The 22104-nt window shown below is 67.4% G+C and carries 16 protein-coding genes; 15 read left to right on the forward strand and 1 reads right to left on the reverse strand.

Annotated elements, in window-relative coordinates:
- From ABIS05_RS21640 to ABIS05_RS21710, 15 genes are all read left to right on the forward strand, one after another.
- Positions 1-1589: IlvD/Edd family dehydratase (locus ABIS05_RS21640; protein ID WP_348013652.1), on the forward strand; the 1589-nt coding region annotated here is incomplete at its 5' end.
- A 13-nt stretch (positions 1590-1602) separates the two neighbouring features.
- Positions 1603-3189 carry an aldehyde dehydrogenase (NADP(+)) gene (locus tag ABIS05_RS21645; RefSeq protein ID WP_348013653.1) on the forward strand — a complete coding sequence of 529 codons (1587 nt, stop codon included), beginning with the start codon at positions 1603-1605 and terminating at the stop codon, positions 3187-3189.
- A 41-nt stretch (positions 3190-3230) separates the two neighbouring features.
- Positions 3231-4772: an alpha-L-arabinofuranosidase C-terminal domain-containing protein gene (locus tag ABIS05_RS21650; protein WP_348013654.1), complete on the forward strand. Its 1542-nt coding sequence runs from the start codon at positions 3231-3233 to the stop codon at positions 4770-4772.
- A 523-nt stretch (positions 4773-5295) separates the two neighbouring features.
- Entirely contained in the window at positions 5296-5484 is a 189-nt protein-coding gene (locus tag ABIS05_RS21655) for a hypothetical protein (protein ID WP_348013655.1), read from the forward strand.
- A gap of 254 nt (positions 5485-5738) precedes the next feature.
- Positions 5739-8039: a glycoside hydrolase family 127 protein gene (locus ABIS05_RS21660; protein WP_348013656.1), complete on the forward strand. Its 2301-nt coding sequence runs from the start codon at positions 5739-5741 to the stop codon at positions 8037-8039.
- A 34-nt stretch (positions 8040-8073) separates the two neighbouring features.
- Positions 8074-9027 (forward strand): ABC transporter substrate-binding protein, encoded by a 954-nt coding sequence (locus ABIS05_RS21665; protein WP_348013682.1) that lies wholly within the window; start codon positions 8074-8076, stop codon positions 9025-9027.
- A gap of 604 nt (positions 9028-9631) precedes the next feature.
- Entirely contained in the window at positions 9632-11203 is a 1572-nt protein-coding gene (locus tag ABIS05_RS21670; protein ID WP_348013657.1) for a sugar ABC transporter ATP-binding protein, read from the forward strand.
- Complete coding sequence (locus ABIS05_RS21675; protein WP_348013658.1) at positions 11190-14120, forward strand: TIM-barrel domain-containing protein; 2931 nt, start codon at positions 11190-11192, stop codon at positions 14118-14120. Before ABIS05_RS21670 ends, ABIS05_RS21675 begins: the two co-directional genes overlap by 14 nt.
- Positions 14121-14137: 17 nt before the next feature.
- The gene (locus ABIS05_RS21680; protein WP_348013659.1) at positions 14138-15124 is read left to right on the forward strand and encodes an ABC transporter permease; all 987 of its coding nucleotides are present in this window, start codon (positions 14138-14140) and stop codon (positions 15122-15124) included.
- Positions 15121-16095, forward strand: coding sequence for a galactofuranose ABC transporter, permease protein YjfF (gene yjfF / locus ABIS05_RS21685; protein WP_348013660.1), 975 nt, complete (start codon positions 15121-15123; stop codon positions 16093-16095). Before ABIS05_RS21680 ends, yjfF begins: the two co-directional genes overlap by 4 nt.
- A gap of 198 nt (positions 16096-16293) precedes the next feature.
- Positions 16294-17247: a glycoside hydrolase family 43 protein gene (locus tag ABIS05_RS21690; protein ID WP_348013661.1), complete on the forward strand. Its 954-nt coding sequence runs from the start codon at positions 16294-16296 to the stop codon at positions 17245-17247.
- 105 nt (positions 17248-17352) lie between these two features.
- Positions 17353-17943 (forward strand): PAS domain-containing protein, encoded by a 591-nt coding sequence (locus tag ABIS05_RS21695; protein ID WP_348013662.1) that lies wholly within the window; start codon positions 17353-17355, stop codon positions 17941-17943.
- A 139-nt stretch (positions 17944-18082) separates the two neighbouring features.
- A complete protein-coding gene (locus ABIS05_RS21700) occupies positions 18083-18409 on the forward strand; it encodes a YbjQ family protein (RefSeq protein WP_348013663.1) in 327 nt (108 codons plus the stop codon).
- Between the two features lie 22 nt (positions 18410-18431).
- Entirely contained in the window at positions 18432-18935 is a 504-nt protein-coding gene (locus tag ABIS05_RS21705) for a heavy metal-binding domain-containing protein (RefSeq protein ID WP_348013664.1), read from the forward strand.
- Between the two features lie 22 nt (positions 18936-18957).
- Entirely contained in the window at positions 18958-19842 is an 885-nt protein-coding gene (locus ABIS05_RS21710) for a M48 family metallopeptidase (RefSeq protein ID WP_348013665.1), read from the forward strand.
- 589 nt (positions 19843-20431) lie between these two features.
- Here ABIS05_RS21710 and ABIS05_RS21715 read toward each other — a convergent pair.
- Entirely contained in the window at positions 20432-21499 is a 1068-nt protein-coding gene (locus tag ABIS05_RS21715) for a CBS domain-containing protein (protein WP_348013666.1), read from the reverse strand.
- Positions 21500-22104 lie beyond the last annotated feature (605 nt).

Raw genomic sequence — 22104 nt, forward strand, 5'->3', positions numbered from 1 at the left:
AGCTGACGCCCTGCAACGCCCACTTCCGCAAGCTGGCCGAGCACGTCAAGCGCGGCATCATCGAAGCGGGTGGCTGGCCGGTCGAGTTCCCGGTGTTCTCCAGCGGCGAGTCCAACCTGCGCCCCACCGCCATGCTGACGCGCAACCTCGCCAGCATGGACGTCGAGGAAAGCATCCGCGGCAATCCGATGGACGCCGTCGTGCTGCTGGTGGGTTGCGACAAGACCACGCCGGCTCTCTTGATGGGCGCGGCCAGCGTCGACGTGCCGGCCATCGTCGTCACCGGCGGGCCGATGCTCAACGGCAAGCTCAAGGGCAAGAACATCGGCTCGGGCACGGCCGTGTGGCAGCTGCACGAGCAGGTCAAGGCCGGCGAGCTCAGCATGCACGACTTCATGGCCGCCGAGGCCGGCCACTCGCGTTCGGCCGGCACCTGCAACACCATGGGCACGGCCAGTACGATGGCTTGCATGGCCGAAGCGCTCGGCACGTCCCTGCCGCACAACGCCGCCATTCCTGCCGTGGATGCACGCCGTTATGTGTTGGCCCATCTGTCCGGCATGCGCATCGTCGAGATGGTGTGGGAAGAGCTGACGCTGTCCAAGGTGCTCACCAAAGAAGCCTTCGAGAACGCCATCCGTGTCAACGCGGCCATTGGCGGCTCCACCAACGCCGTCATCCACCTGAAGGCCATCGCCGGCCGCATCGGCGTGGACCTGGAGCTGGAAGACTGGACCCGCATCGGCCGCGGCACGCCCACCGTGGTGGACCTGCTGCCCTCGGGCCGCTTCCTGATGGAAGAGTTCTATTACGCCGGTGGCCTGCCCGCCGTGCTGCGCCGCCTCGGTGAGGGTGGCCTGCTGCCGCACAAGGACGCGCTGACCGTCAACGGCAAGACGCTGTGGGAGAACGTCGTCGACGCGCCCATCTACGACGACGAAGTGATCCGCCAGCTGGACAACCCGCTGATCGCCGACGGCGGCATCTGCATCCTGCGCGGCAACCTGGCGCCGCGCGGCGCCGTGCTCAAGCCCTCGGCCGCCACGCCGGAGCTGATGAAGCACCGCGGCCGCGCCGTCGTCTTCGAGCACTTCGAGGACTACAAGGCCCGCATCGTCGACCCCGACCTGGTCGTGGACGCGACCTCCATCCTCGTCATGAAGAACTGCGGCCCCAAGGGCTACCCCGGCATGGCCGAGGTCGGCAACATGGGCCTGCCGCCCAAGCTGCTCGCGGCCGGCGTGAAGGACATGGTGCGCATCTCCGACGCCCGCATGAGCGGCACCGCCTATGGCACCGTCGTGCTGCACGTGGCGCCTGAGGCGCGCGCCGGTGGCCCGCTCGCGGTCGTGCAGGAAGGCGACTTCATCGAGCTGGACTGCGCCGCCGGCCGCCTGCACCTGGACATCTCCGACGCCGAACTGGCCGAGCGCCTGGCCGCCTGGGCTGCGGCCCAGACCGTGGACCCGCAAGACGCCAGCGGCTACCGCCAGCTCTACGTTCAACACGTGCTGCAGGCCGACGAAGGCTGCGACTTCGACTTCCTGCTCGGCAAGCGCGGCTCGGCCGTGCCGCGCCACTCACACTAATTCCGAGGTTTTCATGAGCAACACCCTCCAAGGCCTGGCCTTGATCAACGGCCAGCCGGTGCGCGGCGCCGGCAAGCCCTTCCAGGCGTTCGACCCGAGCAAGAACGAACCCCTCGGCCCCGACTTCAACGCCGTTGATGTGGCACAGGTCTCCGAAGCCTGCGCCCTGGCCGGCGCCGCCTTCGACGCCTACCGCGCCACCAGCGACCAGGATCGCGCCGACTTCCTGGAGCAGATCGCCGCGCAGATCCTTGCGCTGGGCGACGACTTGATCCTGCGCGCGATGGCCGAAACCGGCCTGCCGCGCGCGCGCCTCGAAGGCGAGCGTGGCCGCACGATGAATCAGCTCAAGCTGTTCGCCGAGCTGCTGCGCGAAGGCAGCTGGCAGGACGCCCGCATCGACACCGCGCTGCCCACGCGCACGCCGCCCCGGCCCGACCTGCGCCTGCGCTTCGTCGGCGTCGGCCCCGTCGCCGTGTTCGGCGCCAGCAACTTCCCGCTGGCTTTCTCGGTCGCCGGTGGCGACACCGCTGCGGCGCTGGCCGCCGGCTGCCCCGTCGTCGTCAAGGCGCACTCGGCCCACCCCGGCACGTCGGAGCTCGTCGGCCGCGCGGTCGTCGAGGCCGTCAAGCTGTCCAAGCTGCCGGCCGGCGTGTTCGCGCTGCTGACCGGCAGCGGCCACGGCATCGGTGACACGCTGGTGCGCCACCCGGCCATCCAGGCCGTCGGCTTCACCGGCTCGCGCAGCGGCGGCACGGCGCTGATGGCCGCTGCGGCTTCCCGCCCGCAGCCCATTCCGGTCTATGCCGAGATGAGCAGCATCAACCCCGTCGTCTTGCTGCCCGGCGCGCTCACCGCGCGTGGCGCCGACATCGCCACCGGCTTTGCCGGCTCGCTCGTCATGGGCGTCGGCCAGTTCTGCACCAACCCCGGCCTGGTGCTGGGCATCGCGGGCGATGACTTCGACCGTTTCGCCAGCGCCGCTGCCGAGGCCCTCAAGCCCGTGCCGGCCGCCACGATGCTGACCCCCGGCATCGCCGGTGCCTACCAGCGCGGTGAAGACCAGCTCGCCGGCCAGCCCGAAGTCGCCACGCTGCTGCGCGGCGAGTCGAGCGGCTGCCAGGGCGCGCCGAGCCTGTTCAAGACCACCGGCGCCGCCTTCCTGGCCAACCACGCGATGCAGTCCGAAATCTTCGGCCCGGCGTCGCTGCTGATCGCCTGCACCGACCTCGCCGAACTGCTCGCCGTCATCGAGGGCCTGGAAGGCCAGCTCACCGCCACGCTGCAACTGCAGGAAGACGACGAGGCCGACATCGCCGCCGCCCGCACGCTGCTGCCGGCGCTGGAGCGCAAGGTCGGCCGCATCCTGGCCAATGGCTACCCCACCGGCGTCGAGGTGTCGACGGCCATGGTCCACGGCGGCCCCTTCCCGGCGACGAGCGACGGCCGTAGCAGCTCCGTCGGCACAGCCGCCATCCAGCGCTTCCTGCGCCCCGTCTGCTACCAGAACCTGCCGCGCGCGCTGCTGCCGGCGGTGCTGCGCGAACCGAACGAGCGCGGCGTGTGGCGCCGCCGTGATGGCGCTTTGACCCGCAACTGACACGCATCGGCCCGAACAGAACAACGAAGGAGACAAACGACATGAAGAAGCAACTGCTGGCCCTTGTGGCAGCGCTCGCCTTGGGCGCAAGCGCCCTGGCCGCCGACATCAAGCTGGTCGTCAACCCGGACCAGCCGGGCCCGGTCATTCACCGCAACATCTATGGCCAGTTTGCCGAGCATCTCGGCACCGGCATCTACGAAGGCATGTGGGTCGGCCCCCAGTCCAAGATCCCCAACGTGCGCGGCTGGCGCAAGGACGTCGTCGCGGCGCTGAAGGAGCTGAAGGTGCCGCTGGTGCGCTGGCCCGGCGGCTGCTTCGCCGACGAATACCACTGGCGCGATGGCATCGGCACGCGCGACAAGCGCCCCACCAAGATCAACACCAATTGGGGCGGCGTGCCTGAGGACAATGCCGTCGGCACGCACGAGTTCTTCGACCTCGTCGAGCAGCTCGGTGCCGAGGCCTATGTGAACGGCAACCTCGGTACTGGCAGCGCGCAGGAAATGTCCGAGTGGCTGGAGTACATGACCGGCGAGGGCAAGTCCACACTGACCGAGCTGCGCCGCAAGAACGGCCGCGACAAGCCCTTCCGCGTGCACTACTTCGCCGTCGGCAACGAGGCTTGGGGCTGCGGCGGCAACATGCGCCCCGAGTACTACGCCGACCAGTACCGCCAGGTCGCCACCTTCCTGAAGACGCCGGGGAACAACCGCCCGATCTTCATCGCCAGCGGCGGCAACGGCATGCAGACGGAGTGGACCGAGGCGCTCAGCAAGGGCGTGCACAGCGTCAACGCCATCTCGCACCACTCCTACACGCTGCCCACCGGCGTCTGGGAGAAAAAGGGCGCGGCCATCGGCTTCCCCGAGAGCGAATGGATCTCGACACTGGCCAACGTCCAGCAGATCGACGAGATGATCACGAAGAACACGGCCGTCCTCGACAAGAACGACCCGTCCAAGAAGATCGGCTTCTACTTCGACGAGTGGGGCAGCTGGTATGACCCCGATCCGGGCAGCAACCCCGGCTTCCTGGTCCAGCGCAACACGTTGCGCGACGCGCTGCTGGCGGCCCTGCACTTCAACGTCTTCCACGCCCACGCCGATCGCGTGCACATGACCAACATCGCGCAGATGGTCAACGTGCTGCAGGCCATGATCCAGACCAGCAAGGACAAGCTGGTGCTGACGCCGACGTACCACGCCTTCGCGATGTACACGCCCTTCCAGGACGCGACCTCGCTGCCCGCCAAGATCGAGAACAACCCGGTCTACAAGGTCGGCGCCAAGGAGATGCCGGGCCTGTCCGCCACCGCCGCGCGTGGCAAGGACGGCAAGCTCTACGTCGCCCTGGTCAACTCCGATGCGAACCAGCCGGCCGAGCTGACGCTGCAGGTCGGCTCAGCAGCGCCCAAGGCCGTCAAGGGCAAGCTGCTGACCGCCGGCGCGATGGATTCGCAGAACGAGCTGGGCAAGCCGGCCCAGGTCACGCCCGTCGACTTCGAAGCCAAGGCTGCCAACGGCAAGCTGACGTTGAAGCTGCCGGCCAAGTCCGTCGTGGTCGTCGCCGTCGAGGGCTGATTGCCCCGTGCGGCCAAGCGCCTCTTCCTGAACCGCAAACCAGGGCCTGCTGCCATGCTGCTTGCCCAGGCTTTGCGCTGTGTTCGTGGCCCGCACGCGCCATACCCAAACCAGCATCAACCGCGTCTGCAATGTCATTGGTGCGCGGCCGCCGAGCCTCATAGGCTGCGCCCGCCACAACCGTCAGACCCGGAGACAAACACACCATGGGCTTCCAGAACCGACGCAGCTTCCTTGCGGGCTCTGCCGTCTTCGCGCTGACCGCCTGCGGTGGCGGCGGTGGCGCGGGCACCATCACGCCTGCGGAGCCCGTCCCCACGTCGACCAATCCCAACCCTGTCCAGACGGCGCTGACCTTCGGCAATGCGTCGGTCCATGACCCGTCTGTCATCAAGGACGGCAGCACCTACTACGTCTTCGGCTCCCACCTCGCCGCCGCCAAGACGACGGACCTGATGAACTGGACCAAGCATCCCAACGCCGTCGACCCCAGGTTTTCAAGGACGCGACCGGCAAGCTGTGGATGGTCTACGGCTCCTACTCCGGCGGCATCTTCATCCTGGCAATGGATTCGGCGACGGGCCTGCCTGTATCTGGTCCAGCCGGTCAGGGCTACGGCAAACACCTGCTCGGCGGCAACCATGCCGAGATCGAGGGCGCCTACATCCTCTACAGCCCGACGAGCAAGTACGACTACCTGTTCACGTCGTAGGGCGACCTGGCCGCGAACGGCGGCTACAACGTGCGCGTCGCCCGCTCGCTCGCGCCGGACGGTCGTCGCGAGCTTCAGCGCGCTGTCGTCCAGCGGCGTGGCGCTGTGGGCCATCACGACCGAGGCATGACATGAAACCCAAAGGCAAGCACACAGACACAGAGACACAGAGGAAACGCAGAGGAATCTCTCTGTGGCTCTGTGCCTCTGTGGTTGCATTTCTATGCTCGCACGGCGCGCTTGCGGCGACACAGATGTTCCCGCTCAGCAACGTCCGCCTGCTCGACGGCCCTTTCCTGGAAGCTCAGGACACCGACCTCCACTACCTGATGGCGCTGGACCCCGAGCGCCTGCTCGCGCCCTTCCGCCGCGAGGCCGGCCTACCGGTACCCACGCCGAGCTACGGCAACTGGGAGTCCAGCGGGCTGGACGGCCACATGGGCGGCCACTACGTGTCGGCGCTGGCGCTGATGTGGGCGTCCACCGGCGACCCGGAAGTGAAGAAGCGGCTCGACGATTTCATTGCTGAGCTCAAGCGCTGCCAGGACGCCATCGGCACGGGCTACATCGGCGGCATCCCCGACGGCGCCAAGGCCTGGGCTGAAGTGGGCAGGGGCGAGCTCAAGGTCGACAGCTTCTCCGTCAATGGCCGCTGGGTGCCTTGGTACAACATTCACAAGCTGTTCGCCGGCCTGCGCGACGCAGCGGTGCACGCTGGCAATGCCGACGCCAAGGCCATGCTGATCCGCTTGAGCGACTGGGCACTGCGCCTGACGACGCCGCTGACCGACGCGCAGATGCAGGACATGCTGCGCGCCGAGCACGGCGGCATGAACGAGGTGCTGGCCGACGTGGCCGAGATGACTGGCGACCTGCGCTACCTGGCGCTGGCCCGGCGCTTCTCGCACCAGGCGTTACTGCAGCCGCTGGCCCACGAGCAGGACAAGCTGACGGGCCTGCACGCCAACACGCAGATCCCCAAGGTCATCGGCTTCGCCCGCATCGCCCAGATCGGTGGCGAGGACGAGGGCCGCCGCGCCGCCGAGTTCTTCTGGAAGACAGTGACGGACAAGCGCAGCGTTGCCATCGGCGGCAACAGCGTCAAGGAGCACTTCCACCCGGCTGAAGACTTCAAGCCCATGCTCAACGAGGTGGAAGGCCCGGAGACCTGCAACAGCTACAACATGCTGAAGCTGACGGCGCTGCTGTCGCAGGCGTCGCCGGACATTGGCGCCTACACGGACTTCTACGAGCGCACGCTCTACAACCACATCCTCGCGTCGCAGCACCCGGGCGAGGGCGGCTTCGTCTACTTCACGCCGATGCGGCCGCAGCACTACCGCGTCTACTCCAAGGTGGACGACGCCATGTGGTGCTGCGTCGGCTCGGGCATCGAGAGCCACGCCCGCCACGGCGAGTTCATCTACGCCCACGACGCCGACAGCGTCTACGTCAACCTCTTCATCGCCTCCAAGCTGGACTGGCGCGAGCGCGGCATCCAGCTGACGCAGAGCACGCGCTTCCCCGACGAGTCGCGCACGCGGCTGACGGTCGACAGCGTCGAGAGGGAGGGCGAGTTCGCGCTGAAGATCCGCTACCCCGGCTGGGTCGCGCCCGGCGCGCTCAAGGTCAAGCTCAACGGCAAACCGGTCGCCGTCAAGGCCAAGCCTGGTGGCCACGTCGAGCTGCGGCGCGAGTGGAAGGCTGGCGACCATGTCGACGTCGAGCTGCCGATGCGCACGACGCTTGAGCCCATGCCGGGTTTGAAGAACTACGTGGCCGTGCTGCACGGCCCCATCGTGCTGGCCGCCAAGACGCCGCAGGCCGGCGAGAAGCTCAACTTCACCGCCGATGGCTCGCGCATGGGCCACGTCGCTCAAGGGCCGGTCTGCCCGCAGGATTCGGCGCCCGTGTTCGTGAGCGACAAGGCGGACTTCATTCGCCGCTTCAAGCCCGTGCCCGGCCAGCCGCTGACCTTCACCGCGCCCGGCCTCATCCAGGGTCGCAAGGATGCGGACAAGCTGCAGCTCATCCCCTTCTTCCGCCTGCACGATTCGCGCTACATGGTCTATTGGGCGCGCAGCACGCCGGCCCAGCAGAGCCTGCTGCGTGTGGAGCTCGCCAAGGCCGAGGAAGCGCGCCTGGCACTGGACGCAATCACCATCGACCAGGTCGCACCCGGCGAGCAGCAGCCCGAGTCCGACCACGAGTTCAAGGGTGAGGGCGCCGAGAACGGCATCGCCGGTGCGGGCCGCTGGCGGCATGCGCACCAGTGGTTCAGCTACGACCTCAACGACCCGAAGGCCGAAGCCCGCGCGCTGCGCCTGAGCTTCGCCAAGGGCGACGCCGGCCGCCGTTTCGATGTCGTTGTCAACGGCCAGCTCATTGCCGAAGTTGAGCTGGGCAAGCCTGACACTGCCGACGAGATCTACACGCGCGACTTCCCCTTGCCTGCCGACCTGGTGCGGGCTGCGGCCGGCAAGTTGAACGTGAAGTTCGTCGCCAAGCCGGGTTCCATCGCCGGCGGGCTTTACGGCCTGCGCCTACTGCGTTAGACACACCCAACCACCCCACGGAGACAACCGAATGATGAAGCTCATTGCCCGCCGCACGCTGCTCGCCGCAGCCCTGACCCTGCCCGCCTTCACCGCGCTGGCCGCACCGCTGACCATGGGCTTCTCCCAGGTCGGCGCCGAGAGCGAGTGGCGCACCGCCAACTCGGCGTCCATCAAGTCTGCGGCCAAGGAAGCCGGCATCACGCTGAAATTCGCCGACGCGCAGCAGAAGCAGGAAAACCAGGTCAAGGCCATCCGCAGCTACATCGCGCAGAAGGTCGACGTGATCGCCTTCTCGCCCGTCGTTGAGTCGGGGTGGGACACGGTGCTGAAGGAAGCCAAGACAGCCGGCATCCCCGTCATCCTGACCGACCGCGCCGTCAAGGTCGCCGACCCGTCGCTCTACGTCACCTTCATCGGCTCCGACTTCGTCGAAGAGGGCCGCAAGGCGGCGAAGTGGCTGCTGGAGCGGGCTGCCAAGACGCCGAACGCGTCGCTGAACATCGTCGAGCTGCAAGGCACCGTGGGCTCGGCCCCGGCCATCGACCGCAAGAAGGGCTTCGAGGAAGTCATCAAGACCAACCCCAAGCTGCAGATCATCCGTTCGCAGTCCGGCGAGTTCACTCGCGCCAAGGGCAAGGAAGTGATGGAGTCCTTCCTGAAGCAGCGCGACAAGAAGATCGACGTGCTGTACGCGCACAACGACGACATGGCGATTGGCGCGATCCAGGCCATCGAAGAGGCCGGGCTGAAGCCGGGTGTCGACATCGTCATCATCTCCATCGACGGGGTGCGTGGCGCGTTCGAGGCGATGAAGGCTGGGAAGCTGAACGTCACCGTTGAATGCAACCCGTTGCTGGGGCCGCAGTTGATGCAGCTGGCCAAGGATGTGGTGGCGAAGAAGCCGATCGAGAAGCGCATCACCGTGACGGAGGGCGTGTTCCCGGCTGAGGTGGCGGCTAAGGAATTGCCGAATCGGAAGTATTGAGCGTGGTTCGGTGCTGGGGTGCTTTGGCAAGGCCCAGCCGGGAGTTCGCCCCGGCGGGCGACCTTCTTTTTGAGCGACCAAAAAGAAGGCAAAAAGTCGCCCCAGTTCCGTCGCCCCTCTGCGAGGGGTGCCCTGCGATGCTCGGAACCCGGGGCCGCGCCGAACTCACTTCGCTACGCTGCGTTCAAACAAGCGGCGCGAAGTCAGATGTTGATGCTCGCTGCGCTCGCGCCCCGGGCTCCTGCGCTTCTCGGCTCCTCCAAAGGGGGGTGACGAAACAGCCGAACAGCCAAACCCGAAAGTCGTTCGCCACGACGTATTTTTGTATGCCCCCTTTTAGCCCCGCCGAGGAGCGGAAGACCCGAAGCCCGTTCGCGCGGCGAACCTCAAGCTCTGACTCGCGACGCCTGTTTGAGCAGTGCGTAGCGACGCGAGTTCGGCGCGGGGCTTCGGGGCTGAGCACCGCAGGGGACCCGCAGCGAAGCGAAGGGCGGGGCGGTCAGGGGGGAGCTTTTCGCTTACTTTTTGGCGGCCCAAAAAGTGAGTCGCCCGCCGGGGCGAACTCCCGGCACCACACGTGGCACCAAGACAGAGGTGCAAAGACATGACAACGACCCCCCCCGTGCTGGAACTGACCGGCATCCACAAATCCTTCCCCGGCGTCAAGGCACTGACTGACGTCAGCCTGCGCCTCTACCCCGGTGAAGTCCATGCGCTGATGGGTCAGAACGGCGCCGGCAAGTCGACGTTGATCAAGGTGCTCACCGGCCTCTACCAGCCTGAAGCCGGCACCATCACGCTCGACGGCAACGCCATCGCGCCCAAGCGCACCGAAGACGCGCAGGCCCTCGGCATCCGCACCGTCTATCAAGAGGTCAACCTCTGCACCAACCTCAGCGTGGCGGAGAACATCTGCGCCGGGCGCTTCCCGCGCAAACCTTGGCTGGGTGGGGGCCGCATCGACTGGGACACCGTCAACGCCGAAGCCCGCCGCGTGCTCACGCAGATGGACATCGACATCGACGTCACCGCGCCGCTGTCGCGCTACTCGCTGTCCATCCAGCAGATGGTGGCCATCGCCCGCGCGCTGCGCATTTCGGCCCGCGTGCTCATCCTGGACGAGCCCACGTCGAGCCTCGACGACGCCGCCGTGCAGCGCCTGTTCACGGTGCTGAGGCGCCTGCGCGACCAGGGCCTGGCCATCCTGTTCGTCACCCACTTCCTTGATCAGACCTACGCGCTCGCCGACCGCATCACCGTCATGCGCAACGGCGAAACCGAGGGCGAGTACCTGGCCGCCGACCTGAGCCGCCTGGCCCTCGTCAACAAGATGGTGGGCGCGCCGCCCGACCAGCAGCCCACCCGCCTGGACAGCCGCGCCGCCGAGACCGGCGCCCCCGTGCTGCGGGCCGCCGGGTTGGGCCGCAGCGGCGCGCTGCACCCGCTGGACCTGGAGTTGAAGCGCGGTGAAGTGGTCGGCCTCGCCGGCCTGCTGGGCTCCGGCCGCACCGAGGCTGCGCGCCTGCTGTTCGGCGCCGACGCGGCCGACGCCGGCCACGTCGACATGGACGGCCGCACGCGCCGCTGGGCCTCGCCGCGCGAAGCCATCGCCGCCGGCATCGCCTTCTGCTCGGAAGACCGCAAGCACGAAGGCGCCATCCTTGACCTCTCGGTGCGCGACAACATCCTGCTCGCGCTGCAGGCTCGCCACGGCCTGCGCCTCGTCATGAGCCACGACGAGCAGCAAGCCCTGGCCGACGACTACATCCAGCGCCTGGGCATCAAGACGCCCAACGCCGACACGCCCATCGGCCAGCTCAGCGGCGGCAACCAGCAGAAGGCGCTGCTCGCGCGCTGGCTGGCGACGAAACCCACCGTGCTCATCCTCGACGAACCCACCCGCGGCATCGACGTGCGCGCCAAGGAAGACCTGATGGACCTGGTGCGCGCGCTGGCCCATCGCCCGGCTGAAGAAGGCGGCACCGGCATGGCCATCCTCTTCATCTCCTCCGAGCTGCCCGAAGTGCTGCATTGCAGCGACCGCCTGCTGGTGCTGCGCGACCGCCGCGCTGCCGGCGAATACCGCCGTGGCGAGCTGGACGAACGCAGCGTGCTCGAGGTCATCGCCGCCGAGCCTGCAGCCACAACTACTGCTGAATATCATGCTGAAGCCTGAACAAGGATCGAGCGCGGCGCGCCTGTTGCGGGCCGCGCTGGCGGGCCTCGCGCTGGTCGGCCTGACGGCACTCGCCGCGCCGCCCAGCGGCCTGGACGCCCATGGCCAGACGCTGCGCCAGCCGCTGGCGGCGGCCGACAGCGGCTTCGCGTGGACGCGGCTGGAGGCCGGCGTGCAGCTGCAGCTCGGCGCGCTCACCCGCAACGTGCTGTTCTACGGCCCGGGCCTCGTCCGCGTGACGGCCCACCTGGGCCAGAGCCACGCCACTCAGGCCAGCCTGGTTGTCGTTGCCTCGCCGCAAGCCGTGCCCTTCGACGTGAAGGACGCCGCTGACGCGCTGGTGCTGACCAGCGCCGCCCTGCGCGTGGACATCGACAAGCGCACGGGCGCGCTGGCCTTCTACCGGCCCGATGGCAGCCTGTTCACCCGCGAGCAGGCGCCCGCCGCGTTGACGCCGGTCGACATCTCCGGCGCGCCGACCTACGCGATGACGCAGGCCTTCAGCCTCACCGCCGACGAGTCGCTCTACGGCCTGGGCCAGTACAACGAGCCCTACATGGACTACCGCGGCCGCGACGTGTCCATGGTGCAGACCAACATCGGCATCGTGCTGCCCTTCATGGTCTCCACGCGCCGCTGGGGCCTGCTGTGGGACGTCTACTCCAAGATGCGCTTCACCGACGACGCGCAGGGCGCGCGCTTCTGGGCCGAGAGCGCGCCGGCCGGCGCCGACTACTACCTCGTCGCCGGCACGACGATGGACGACGTGATGGCCGGCTACCGCCAGCTCACCGGCGCGGCGCCGATGTTCCCCAAGAGCGCCTTAGGCCTTTTCATGAGCAAGGAGCGCTACAAGACCCAGCAGCAGTTGCTCGACGTCGCGAAGCGCTTCCGCGCGGAGCACTTCCCGCTCGACACCATCGTGCAGGACTGGCAGTACTGGGGCGGTGACAAGGACGGCACCTGGAGCGGCATGACCTGGAACGCCGAGCGCTTCCCCGACCCGCGCGGCATGGTCGACACGCTGCACCGCGAGCTGAACACCAAGCTGATGGTGTCCATCTGGCCCTCGGTCGGTGACGACACCGAACTGGCGCATGAGCTCGACGCCAAGGGCCTGCGCTTCGCGCCCAAGCACTGGATCTCCGGCAAGGCGCAGATCTACGACGCCTTCAGCGCCGAGGGTCGCGCGATCTACTTCAAGCACGCCAAGAAGGGCCTGCTCGACATCGGCGTGGACGCGCTGTGGATGGACGGCACCGAGGTCGAGGTGGGCGGCGCCGCTCACGATGCCGGCGAGGTCGAGGCCGACATCAAGCGCCTCGGCCGCAACGCGATGGGCGACTTCACGCGCTACCTCAACGTCTACAGCCTGGTGACGACGCGCGGCGTCTACGAAGGCCAGCGCGCCAGCGGCGACAAGCGCGCCATGACGCTGACCCGCTCCGCCTGGGCCGGCCAGCAACGCTACGCCGCCCTGCCCTGGTCGGGCGACACGACGGCCAGCTGGGCCACGCTGCGTGCGCAGATTGCCGGCGGCCTGAACGTCGGCATGGCCGGCACGCCCTACTGGACGCAGGACACCGGCGGCTTCTTCGTACGCTACTCCGGCGGTGAGCGCAACCCGGCCTGGCGCGAGCTGTACGCGCGCTGGAACCAGTTCGGCATCTTCAACCCCATCTACCGCATCCACGGCACGGACGTCGAGCGCGAGCCCTATCTGTACAAGACGCTGGACCCAACCGTCTACCGCTCGCTGCTGAGCGCCGCGCAACTGCGCTACCGCCTGCTGCCCTATCTCTACGGCCTGGCCTGGCGCGCCCACGAAGAGGGCTACGTGATGATGCGCGGCCTGGCCATGGACTTCCCCGATCAGCAGCCGCTGCGCAAGGCGGACGACACCTACATGTTCGGCCCGGCCTTCCTCGTGCAGCCCATCACGCGCTCCACGCTTTACCCCGAGGTGCCGCGTGCCGCCACCGTGCCGGCCAGCGCGCTGCGCACGCCTCAGGGCGAGCCGGGGCTGCAGCTGGAGTACTTCCAGGGGATGAACTTCGAGAAGCCCGCCAGCCGCACGGTGGACGGGTCTGTCGACCACGACTGGCCGCCGGCGCCGCTGGGCAGCGTGCCGCCCGGCCTGCTCAGCCTGAACCAGTTCTCGGCGCGCTGGCAGGGTTCGCTCACCGCACCGGAAACCGGCGAGTACGAGATCGGCCTGGAAGGCGACGACGGCTTCCGCCTGTGGCTGGACGACAAGCTCGTGGTGGACGACTGGAAGAACGGTGCGGCCCGCTTCACCAGCACCCGCATCAAGCTCACCGCCGGCCAGAACCTTCGCGTGCGCATCGACTTCTACCAGGACGGCGGCGGCCGCAAGCAGCGCCTGGCCTGGCGCACGCCGGCCCAGTTGCTCGCGCTGGCAGACGCGCAACGCCACATCGACAAGCGCCAGGCCACGCTGCTGCCGGCCGGCAATACCTGGTTCGACTTCTGGACCGGCAAACCCCACACAGGCGGCCAGCCGGTGGCGCGCGAATACCCGCTCGACCAGTTCCCGCTGTTCGTGCGCGCCGGCAGCATCCTGCCCATGGGCCCGGTCATCGAGCATGTCGGCGAGAAACCCGACGCGCCCTACGACATCCGCATCTACCCCGGTGCCGACGCCCAGTTCACGCTCTACGAGGATGACGTTGAGACCTACCGTTATGAACGCGGCGAGCGCGCCACCGTCACGCTGCGCTGGGACGACGCCCGGCGCACGCTGAACGTCGGTGCGCGCGATGGCCGCTTCCCCGGCCTCGTCGAGCAACGCCGCTTCAACGTGACGCTGATCGACGCCGCCGGCGGCAGCGCCGGTCAAACCCGGTCCGTCGTCTACCGGGGCGACGCCGCCGCGCTGCAGTTCAAGTCCCCATGAGTCCTCCAACGCTTGCCATGTCCTCTCCTCCTGCGCCCGCCGCCTTCTGGCGCCATCCCCTGCTGAGGCCGCTGGCCGCGCTCGCGCTGCTGCTGCTCGTCGCCGCCATCTTCGTGCCGGGCTTCCTGCACCTGGAGATCAAGGACGGCCACCTCTACGGCAGCCTCATCGACATCCTGCACCGCGCCGCACCCCTGATGCTCGCGGCCCTGGGCATGACGCTCGTCATCGCCACGCGCGGCATCGACGTGTCGGTGGGCGCCGTCGTCGCCATCGCCGGCACGGTGGCCTGCGTGCTGGTCGGCTCACATGGGCTGTTCATCGCCTTCGCCGCAGGCCTGGGCGCGGCCCTGTTGTGCGGCCTGTGGAACGGCCTGCTGGTGTCGGCGTTAGGCCTGCAGCCCATCATCGCCACGCTGATCCTGATGGTGGCCGGCCGCGGCCTGGCGCAGCTGTTCACCGACGGTCAGATCATCACGGTCTACGAGCCGACGAGCTTCTTCTGGCTCGGCGGCGGCTACCTGCTCGGCCTGCCGGTGTCGCTGTTCGTCGTCGCCGTCGTGGCGGGCCTGACCGGGCTGCTGATGAAGCGCACGGCGCTGGGCCTGTTCATCCAGACGGTTGGCATCAACCCCGTCGCCGCGCGCCTGGCCGGCGTGCGCACGGCAGCCATCGTCTTCTTCGTCTACGTCTACTGCAGCCTCGGCGCGGGCCTGGCCGGGCTGCTGATCTCGTCCAACATCAAGAGCGCCGACGCCAACAACGCCGGCCTGCTGCTGGAGCTGGACGCCATCCTCGCCGTCACCCTCGGCGGCGGTCAGCTCAGCGGCGGCAAGTTCAGCCTCGCCGGCAGCCTCATCGGCGCGCTCATCATCCAGACGCTCACCTCCACCATCTACGCGCTCGGCGTGCCGCCGCAGGTCACCATGGTCGTCAAAGCCGTCGTCGTGTTCGCCGTCTGCATCTCGCAGTCGTCCATCTGGTCGGCGCGGAGGTCGGCATGAAAGCGCTGCGCGCGGCGATGGCCGCTCCTTCCTTCACAAGCTGGGTCAGCGTGGCCCTGATGGTGGCGCTGTTCGGCTTCGGCGCGGCCAGCTACACCGGCTTCGCATCCACGCAGGTCGTGCTGAACCTGCTCATCGACAACGCCTTCCTGCTCGTCATCGCCGTGGGCATGAGCTTCGTCATCCTTTCCGGCGGCATCGACCTGTCGGTGGGCTCGGTGCTGGCGCTCACCACCATGGTGGGCGCCTGGCTCCTGCAGGTCGCGCACTGGCCGGCTGAGCTGGTGGTCGTCGTTGTGCTGCTCGGCGGCGCGGCCTTCGGCGCGCTGCAGGGCGGCGTCATCCACGTCTTCAAGCTGCAGCCCTTCATCGTCACGCTGGCCGGCATGTTCCTGGCACGTGGCCTGTGCTTCCTCATCAGCGTGGACAGCATCACCATCGACGCGCCGCTGTTCGTCACGCTGTCGCAAACGCAAGTGCCGCTGTTCGGTGGCTTCCTCTCGCCCGGTGCGCTGATCGCCGTCGCGGTGCTGGGCGCCGGCTTGTGGATCGCGCATTGCACCGCCTTCGGCCGCACGGTCTACGCACTCGGTGGCAGTGAAGCCTCGGCGCTGATGATGGGCCTGAGCGTGGGCCGCACCAAGGTGGCGGTGTACGCGCTCAGCGGCTTCTGCGCGTCGCTGGCCGGCCTGCTGTTCGCGTTCTACATGCTCAGCGGCTACGGCCAGCATGCGCAGGGCGTGGAGCTGGACGCGATTGCCGCCGTCGTCATCGGCGGCACCGTGCTGACGGGCGGTTATGGCTATGTGGCCGGCGCGCTGTCGGGCGTGCTCGTGCTCGGCCTCATCCAGACGCTGATCGCCTTCGACGGCACCCTCAGCTCCTGGTGGACAAAGATCGTCATCGGCGCGCTGCTGTTCCTCTTCTGCGCCGTGCAGCGGCTGCTGTCTCTCAAGAAAGCAACTGCCTGAAGTGATGTGAGCCCCTCGCCCGTCTCGCGCCGCTGAACGCGGGTGAGCCCAGCCGGTGTCCCGTGGGGACGGCGATGCCTGCGGCGTGGAGCCGCAAGCGCATCGCCAACGCGGGCCAGCTTGGGAGCGGCCCGGCGCTTGGCCCGAATACCGTGGTCTCGCGCGTCGCGGGGCCTGCCATGCGAAAGGATCGCTGAAATGTTCAAGAAGATTTTGATGGCCGCCGCCGTGGCCTGCGGCGCCGCCCACGCCGCCACCAACCCGCTGTTCGCCCAGCTCTACACCGCCGACCCGGCCGTGCTGGTGGACGGTGGCCGCGTCTATTTGTTCACCGGCCACGACGAGGCCCTGCCCGAGGGCAAGGACTACGTCATGCACGAGTGGCGCCTGTTCTCCACCTGCGACATGGTGATCTGGAAGGACGAGGGCGTACCGGTCAAAGCCAAGGACTTCGCCTGGGCCAAGGGCCGCGCCTGGGCGTCGGATGTGGTCAAGCGCCACGGCAAGTACTGGTTCTATTCGACGGTGGAGCACGCGACGGTGCCGGGTTTCTCGATCGGCGTTGCCGTGTCCGATTCGCCGACCGGCCCGTTCAAGGATGCGCGCGGCTCCGCCCTCATCACCAACGACATGACCCAGCAGACCGACGTCGGCTGGGACGACCTCGACCCGGCCGTCTTCATCGACAGCGACGGCCAGGCGTATCTGTACTGGGGCAACACGGTCATGAAGTACGCCAAGCTCAAGGCCAACATGACCGAGCTGGACGGCCCGATCACGGCCGTGCCGGTGAAGGACTTCGTCGAGGCCTCCTACCTGCACAAGCGAAAGGGCGTGTACTACCTCAGCTACTCGCAGGGCTTCCCCGAAGAGACGGCCTACATGACCGGCCCGGGCCCCACCGGCCCGTGGACGCCGCGTGGCGTCGTCATGGGCAAGAACTTCAACACCAAGACCATCCACCAGGCCTTCTTCGAGTTCAACGGCAAGAGCTACGTGGCGTATCACAACGCCGAGCTGCCGGGCGGCAGTGAGTACCGGCGGTCGGTGGCGATCGAGGAATTTTCGTATCGGCCGGACGGGACGATTCCGTACATCCCGCAGACGAAGTCGGGCCCGAAGGCGAATCCTTCGGCGGCTTGCAAACCCTGATCTACGGGCCCACAGACGCGCGATCCGTGGCTAAGTGCACCGGGCCGTTCTGGCGCGTGGCTGTGTTGCGGCCTTGCAGCGGGCGAGACCGCCACAATTCCGTGCATGGACACGAAGGCACAAACACCCGCGCTGCGCTTGCAAGAAGCCGTCGACGCGGGTGAGCTAGGGCTTTGGGATCTTCGCCCCGAGCTGGAGACGGTCCATTACTCGCCGCAGTGGAAACTGCGGCTGGGCTTCCCGGAGCCTCACCGTGCCGACAGCACGCACTTCTGGCGCTGCCGGGTGCATCCCGGCGACCTGCCAGGCATGCTGACGGCGATGCGCGAACACCTGTCCGGCACCGAATCCACCTACGAAGCCACGTTCCGCCTGCGCAGCAACGGCTCGGGCTATCGCGTCATGCTCTCCCGGGGGCGTGTCATCGAAAAGGCCGCCGACGGGCGCGCCACCCGCATGGTCGGCACGATGGTCGACCTGACGCCGCGCCCCTGCACGCCCCAAAGCGGCTTGGCGGACGGCGCGCGCGGCCCCATGGCTGGCGCATCGCTGGGGCTGCCGTTTCATTTGCTGCTGGGCGCCCAGCGCGCCGGCGAGGCTACGGCTGCTGCCGCTGAGCGCAGGCGGGTGCTCAACCTGGTGGACGACCTGATGCTCGCCACCTTGGGGCATTTGGAAGCGCTGCGCGCGGCCTGACGGCGCCCGAAAAGCCCGCGCATTCGGTGGGCCGGGCAGGCCCCCGAACTCAGCGTTGGCGCGGTGAAATTCACGGGCTTGGCCGGGCGCAGCGTCGTGCATCATCACGGCCTCAAATGACACCAGGGAGCCCACCGCCATGCTCGTCAGCAACCTCGAAACCGCCCCCGGCCACCGCATCACCGCCCACATGGGCATCGTGCAGGGCAGCACGGTGCGCGCCAAGCACGTCGGCAAGGACATCCTTTCCGGGTTGAAGAACATCGTCGGCGGCGAGCTCAAGGCGTACACGGACCTGATGCAGGAGGCGCGTGCCGAGGCAGTGGAGCGCATGACGGCCGAGGCCCGCGCGGTGGGCGCCAATGCGGTGCTGAACGTGCGCTTCGTCACCACCAGCATCACCATGGGCGCGGCCGAAATTTTGGCCTACGGCTCGGCGGTGACGGTCGAGCCTGAGCCCGCCTGACGCCAGCCGCGCGTTCATCACCATGACGAACTTCTTGTTCGAAACCTTCAACCTGTGGCTACCGCTGGGCCTGCTGATCCTGGGCTACGGCGTCGGCCGCTGGCTGGAGCGCCGCCACTACCGCAGCATCCGCGAGCGCGAGCAGGCGCTGCGCCACATCGTCGCGCTGAATACGCGCTACGTGCCCGAGGGCGTGGTGGCCGGCTCGGCGCAATTGGTGGCGGGTGGCGTGGTCATCTCGTCGGACTATTTCAAGACCTTTGTGGCCGGCTTCCGCTCGTTCTTCGGCGGGCGCTTTCGCGGCTACGAGACGCTGCTGGAACGGGCGCGCCGCGAGGCGCTGCTGCGCCTGAAGGCACAGGCGGAGGCGGCAGGCAGCACCTTGGTGATCGGCGTGCGCTTCCAAAGCACCACCATCGCGGGGTCGGCCACGCCTTCGGTGGAGATCATGGCGTTCGGCACGGCGTTGATTGAGGTCCAGCGCCAGGCCGCGCCTGATGTGATGCCCGCCAAGCCGGCGCTTTGATCGCTGCCTCGCCGCGAGCCGCATGACCGCACCGCGCCTGGAAAACCGGCTCCCGCCGGAAGACCTGCTGGAGCGTGACGATCACCCGCTGCGCGAGCTGGCCTGGCTGCTGGCCGCCAGCCTCGCGGCGCTGGCCTTGCTGGTGCTGGTGACGGGCCTGTCGGCCCGCTGGCTCGCACCCAGGCTGCCCTTCGAGTACGAAGTGGCGTTGGCCGAACGTGTGTTCAACGATGAACCGACCGCTGCCACCTCTGCGGTGGCGGCCGCTGCCCGCGAGCGCCGGGCCGCGCTGCAGGCACTGGCCGACCGGGTGGCGGCCGTGATGGCGCTGCCGCCCGGCATGAGGGTGGTGGTCAGCGACGACCCCTCGGAGCTGGTCAATGCCTATGCGACGGTGGGCGGCCGCATCCACGTGTTCCACGGCCTGCTGCGCAAGCTCGACAGCGAGCAAGCGCTGGCCGCGCTACTCGCCCACGAGATCGCCCACGTCAAGCACCGGCATGTGGCCGCCAACATGGGGCACGGGCTGGCGGTGGCGCTGGTGCTCTCGGTGGTGCTGCCCGAAAGCGGCGCGCAGACCGCGCAGAGCCTGCTGAGCGGTGCGGCCCAGTTGGCGCTGCTGGGCTACTCGCGCGACGCCGAACGCCAGGCCGACGCCGAGGCCCTGGCCGCCAGCCTCGCCCTTTACGGTCATGGCGGCGGGTTGGTGACGCTGTTCACCGCGCTGCCGCAGGCGGACGATGCGCCGGCCGGGACGGCTTGGTTGCGGAGCCATCCGGATACGGTGGAGAGGCTGGCTGCGTTGCGGGCGGTGGCAGTGGCGAAGGGGGCGGGGATGGAGGGGGCGGTGACGCCGTTGGCGAGGGTGTTGAGGGCGTTGCCTGCTGTGGCGGCGCGCAAGTCCTGAATCGTTGTCGGGCTGTTATTGCGGAGAGCGTGTCCGCTCGCTGCATTGCCGGGAGTCCGTCCCGGCAGCCGGGTAACTTTCTTCTGCGGGGCCAGAAGAAAGCACCAAAGAAGAGGCCCTGAACCGCACACGAGCGTCACGACGCCATGAGCGGCGCGCGAAAACGGCCGCTGTCTTTGCGCCCAGACGCGACCCGCTTCGCTCTCGCTGCTGTCCCTATGACGAGCCCCATCCATCGCCCCTTCACGCCGCTTAACGCCGGCTGCACGCCGGGCTCATCAGGAATGCGAAGTCAGCGTCGCTCGGGCGACGCGTGCGGGATTCGCGAATTCAGTGGTTGAGTGGAGGGATCGCAACAGGCGATGTCCAACACGTTGCTGAAAGCGCAAGGCTTAGTCAGCGTCAAAGAGCTAGCGGTGCTAGGCCCAGGGCTATTCGACATAACGGCTTCGTCGAGCGTGCCAACTGGTTGAACCGCCCACTGCGAACCCGCATGGTGGGTGGTGTGGGTACAGGGGACTAAATACCTCAGGCTACCTGATTGGGCGTCTCCATGGGGAGCATGTGAGCCGCGCTTCGCGGCGAGATACTAAGAGACGCCAATGCTATGCAACTTCTGGAGGAACTGCGCGAATTCCCGCAGCGTTTCTCTGTCGGCGGGCGAAGCTCCATCCGGATCAAAGTGCATGACCTCGTTTCGGATTTCGCGCACGCGGTCTAGTTGCTTGCAGAAGGTGGCGCGATCGATTGCAAGGCCAAGTTTGGTCCATCGCTCTGGATTCTCCAGAAGTCGGAGGTACTCGCCGAATGCGAGGTCCTCCACGCGATTGACTGTTCGGTCTGTTGCCCCAGGGTCGCGTGCCTGTACGAGTTCGGGCTGCGAGAACTTGCTGCCAATGAGGCGGCGAATGTGATTCTCGATTTCACTAAGCATAAGGAACGGCTCGGCGAGCAGCTGAAACTGCAGACTCAAGTCGCTCGACGTAACGATCCCAGATATCCTGTTGTCCGCTGCTCGGACCAGAACGTATTGATGCTGAACGATGATTGGTATCGCCTGAAACATCGACGCGTCAGCTCTGATCTCGTGCGCTTGGTCCATCAGTTCTCGAACTCGTGAACCCTTGCTTCCCAGCGCCAGTCTCGTTCCTATGGACGCCCAGCTGACAACTCCCTTGACATCGCGGCCGTTCATCACTGGCAATTGCGAGTAGCCGTGGGTGAGCATCTTTGTTGCAGCCTCGGACAGCGACGCGTCTGGAGCGACTGTGAGCGGCGAGTTGTTCGCTGCCGCGAGCTTGCTGATCCTGTATGTTGGATCTGCATAAGGCACTGCCACTGTGAGTGTGGCGACTCCGTCAGATGATGCTTCACCCGAGGCGGCGAGTTCGACAGCCTTCGTCTCCGGCGCCGGCTTACCCTTCTTTTTGGCGGGAATGAGCGCGAGAGAAATCGGCGAGTCGATGTATTGGGATTCGAAGTCTGGTGCGGTCGTCAGCTTGTGCTTCTCAAGCTCGTGGTGAATCTCGGCAACGATCCAGAAGCCGCGACGCTGCGCGCCAAACCAAGAAAGGAATTCACGCACCGTGACCGGTTGAATTGACTCGCCGTTTTCGAGCTGCTTGGCTATGTTGGCGATTCGCTCAGATGCTGTCACTGGATTCTCCGATCAATGTCATATAAGACGCCCAACGTTTACGGTAAGCGGACAGCCAGCGGAGCTGGCGAATATCCGCTTGACGGATGGGTGTGCGCCCAGCATGGGCGCGAACTTATGGGGTGGAAGTCCCCTGTGGGAGTACCGACTTGGACTCATCGTGAGCAAGGATAACCACGAGCCGAAGGCAAGGGCGATGTCGCAAGGCATGGTCTGGAGGAAGCCGGAGTGCAAGAGGTGCGAGGCGACGGACAGAAACCGCATAGTCAAGGCCGAGGGATGCGAGGCGAGCTGGCACATGACAGCAAAGCCCACCGGTGCGCAGCCTACGGTAAATGCGGCGCTTGTGCACCGACAGTTCGCGTCATTACCTGGGGAGATCTGCGCCGCGAGCGGTGCGTGTGGATGGCGGCATTACCCGGACGGTTCAACCGGGACATCAAGAACCCGGCGCTGCGGCGAGCTGCCCGCTGCATGCGATGAAACGGCAGCACCCCCATCCAGGCGCACAGCGCGACGCGCGGCAACGCGCGCCGTGACGGCGCAGAAGTCAGCAAACGCCGTAGTAGGCCGCCAGGAGTCGGGCGACTGAAGGGCTGAACAAC

This window comes from Roseateles sp., from assembly GCF_039929605.1.
In the GTDB taxonomy this organism is placed as follows: Bacteria; Pseudomonadota; Gammaproteobacteria; order Burkholderiales; family Burkholderiaceae_C; genus Pelomonas.

Coding starts and splice junctions, on each gene's coding strand:
- ABIS05_RS21645 (WP_348013653.1), top strand. CDS start 1,603: ATGAGCAACACCCTCCAAGGCCTGGCCTTGATCAACGGCCAGCCGGTG.
- ABIS05_RS21650 (WP_348013654.1), top strand. CDS start 3,231: ATGAAGAAGCAACTGCTGGCCCTTGTGGCAGCGCTCGCCTTGGGCGCA.
- ABIS05_RS21655 (WP_348013655.1), top strand. CDS start 5,296: ATGGTCTACGGCTCCTACTCCGGCGGCATCTTCATCCTGGCAATGGAT.
- ABIS05_RS21660 (WP_348013656.1), top strand. CDS start 5,739: ATGTTCCCGCTCAGCAACGTCCGCCTGCTCGACGGCCCTTTCCTGGAA.
- ABIS05_RS21665 (WP_348013682.1), top strand. CDS start 8,074: ATGAAGCTCATTGCCCGCCGCACGCTGCTCGCCGCAGCCCTGACCCTG.
- ABIS05_RS21670 (WP_348013657.1), top strand. CDS start 9,632: ATGACAACGACCCCCCCCGTGCTGGAACTGACCGGCATCCACAAATCC.
- ABIS05_RS21675 (WP_348013658.1), top strand. CDS start 11,190: ATGCTGAAGCCTGAACAAGGATCGAGCGCGGCGCGCCTGTTGCGGGCC.
- ABIS05_RS21680 (WP_348013659.1), top strand. CDS start 14,138: ATGTCCTCTCCTCCTGCGCCCGCCGCCTTCTGGCGCCATCCCCTGCTG.
- yjfF (WP_348013660.1), top strand. CDS start 15,121: ATGAAAGCGCTGCGCGCGGCGATGGCCGCTCCTTCCTTCACAAGCTGG.
- ABIS05_RS21690 (WP_348013661.1), top strand. CDS start 16,294: ATGTTCAAGAAGATTTTGATGGCCGCCGCCGTGGCCTGCGGCGCCGCC.
- ABIS05_RS21695 (WP_348013662.1), top strand. CDS start 17,353: ATGGACACGAAGGCACAAACACCCGCGCTGCGCTTGCAAGAAGCCGTC.
- ABIS05_RS21700 (WP_348013663.1), top strand. CDS start 18,083: ATGCTCGTCAGCAACCTCGAAACCGCCCCCGGCCACCGCATCACCGCC.
- ABIS05_RS21705 (WP_348013664.1), top strand. CDS start 18,432: ATGACGAACTTCTTGTTCGAAACCTTCAACCTGTGGCTACCGCTGGGC.
- ABIS05_RS21710 (WP_348013665.1), top strand. CDS start 18,958: ATGACCGCACCGCGCCTGGAAAACCGGCTCCCGCCGGAAGACCTGCTG.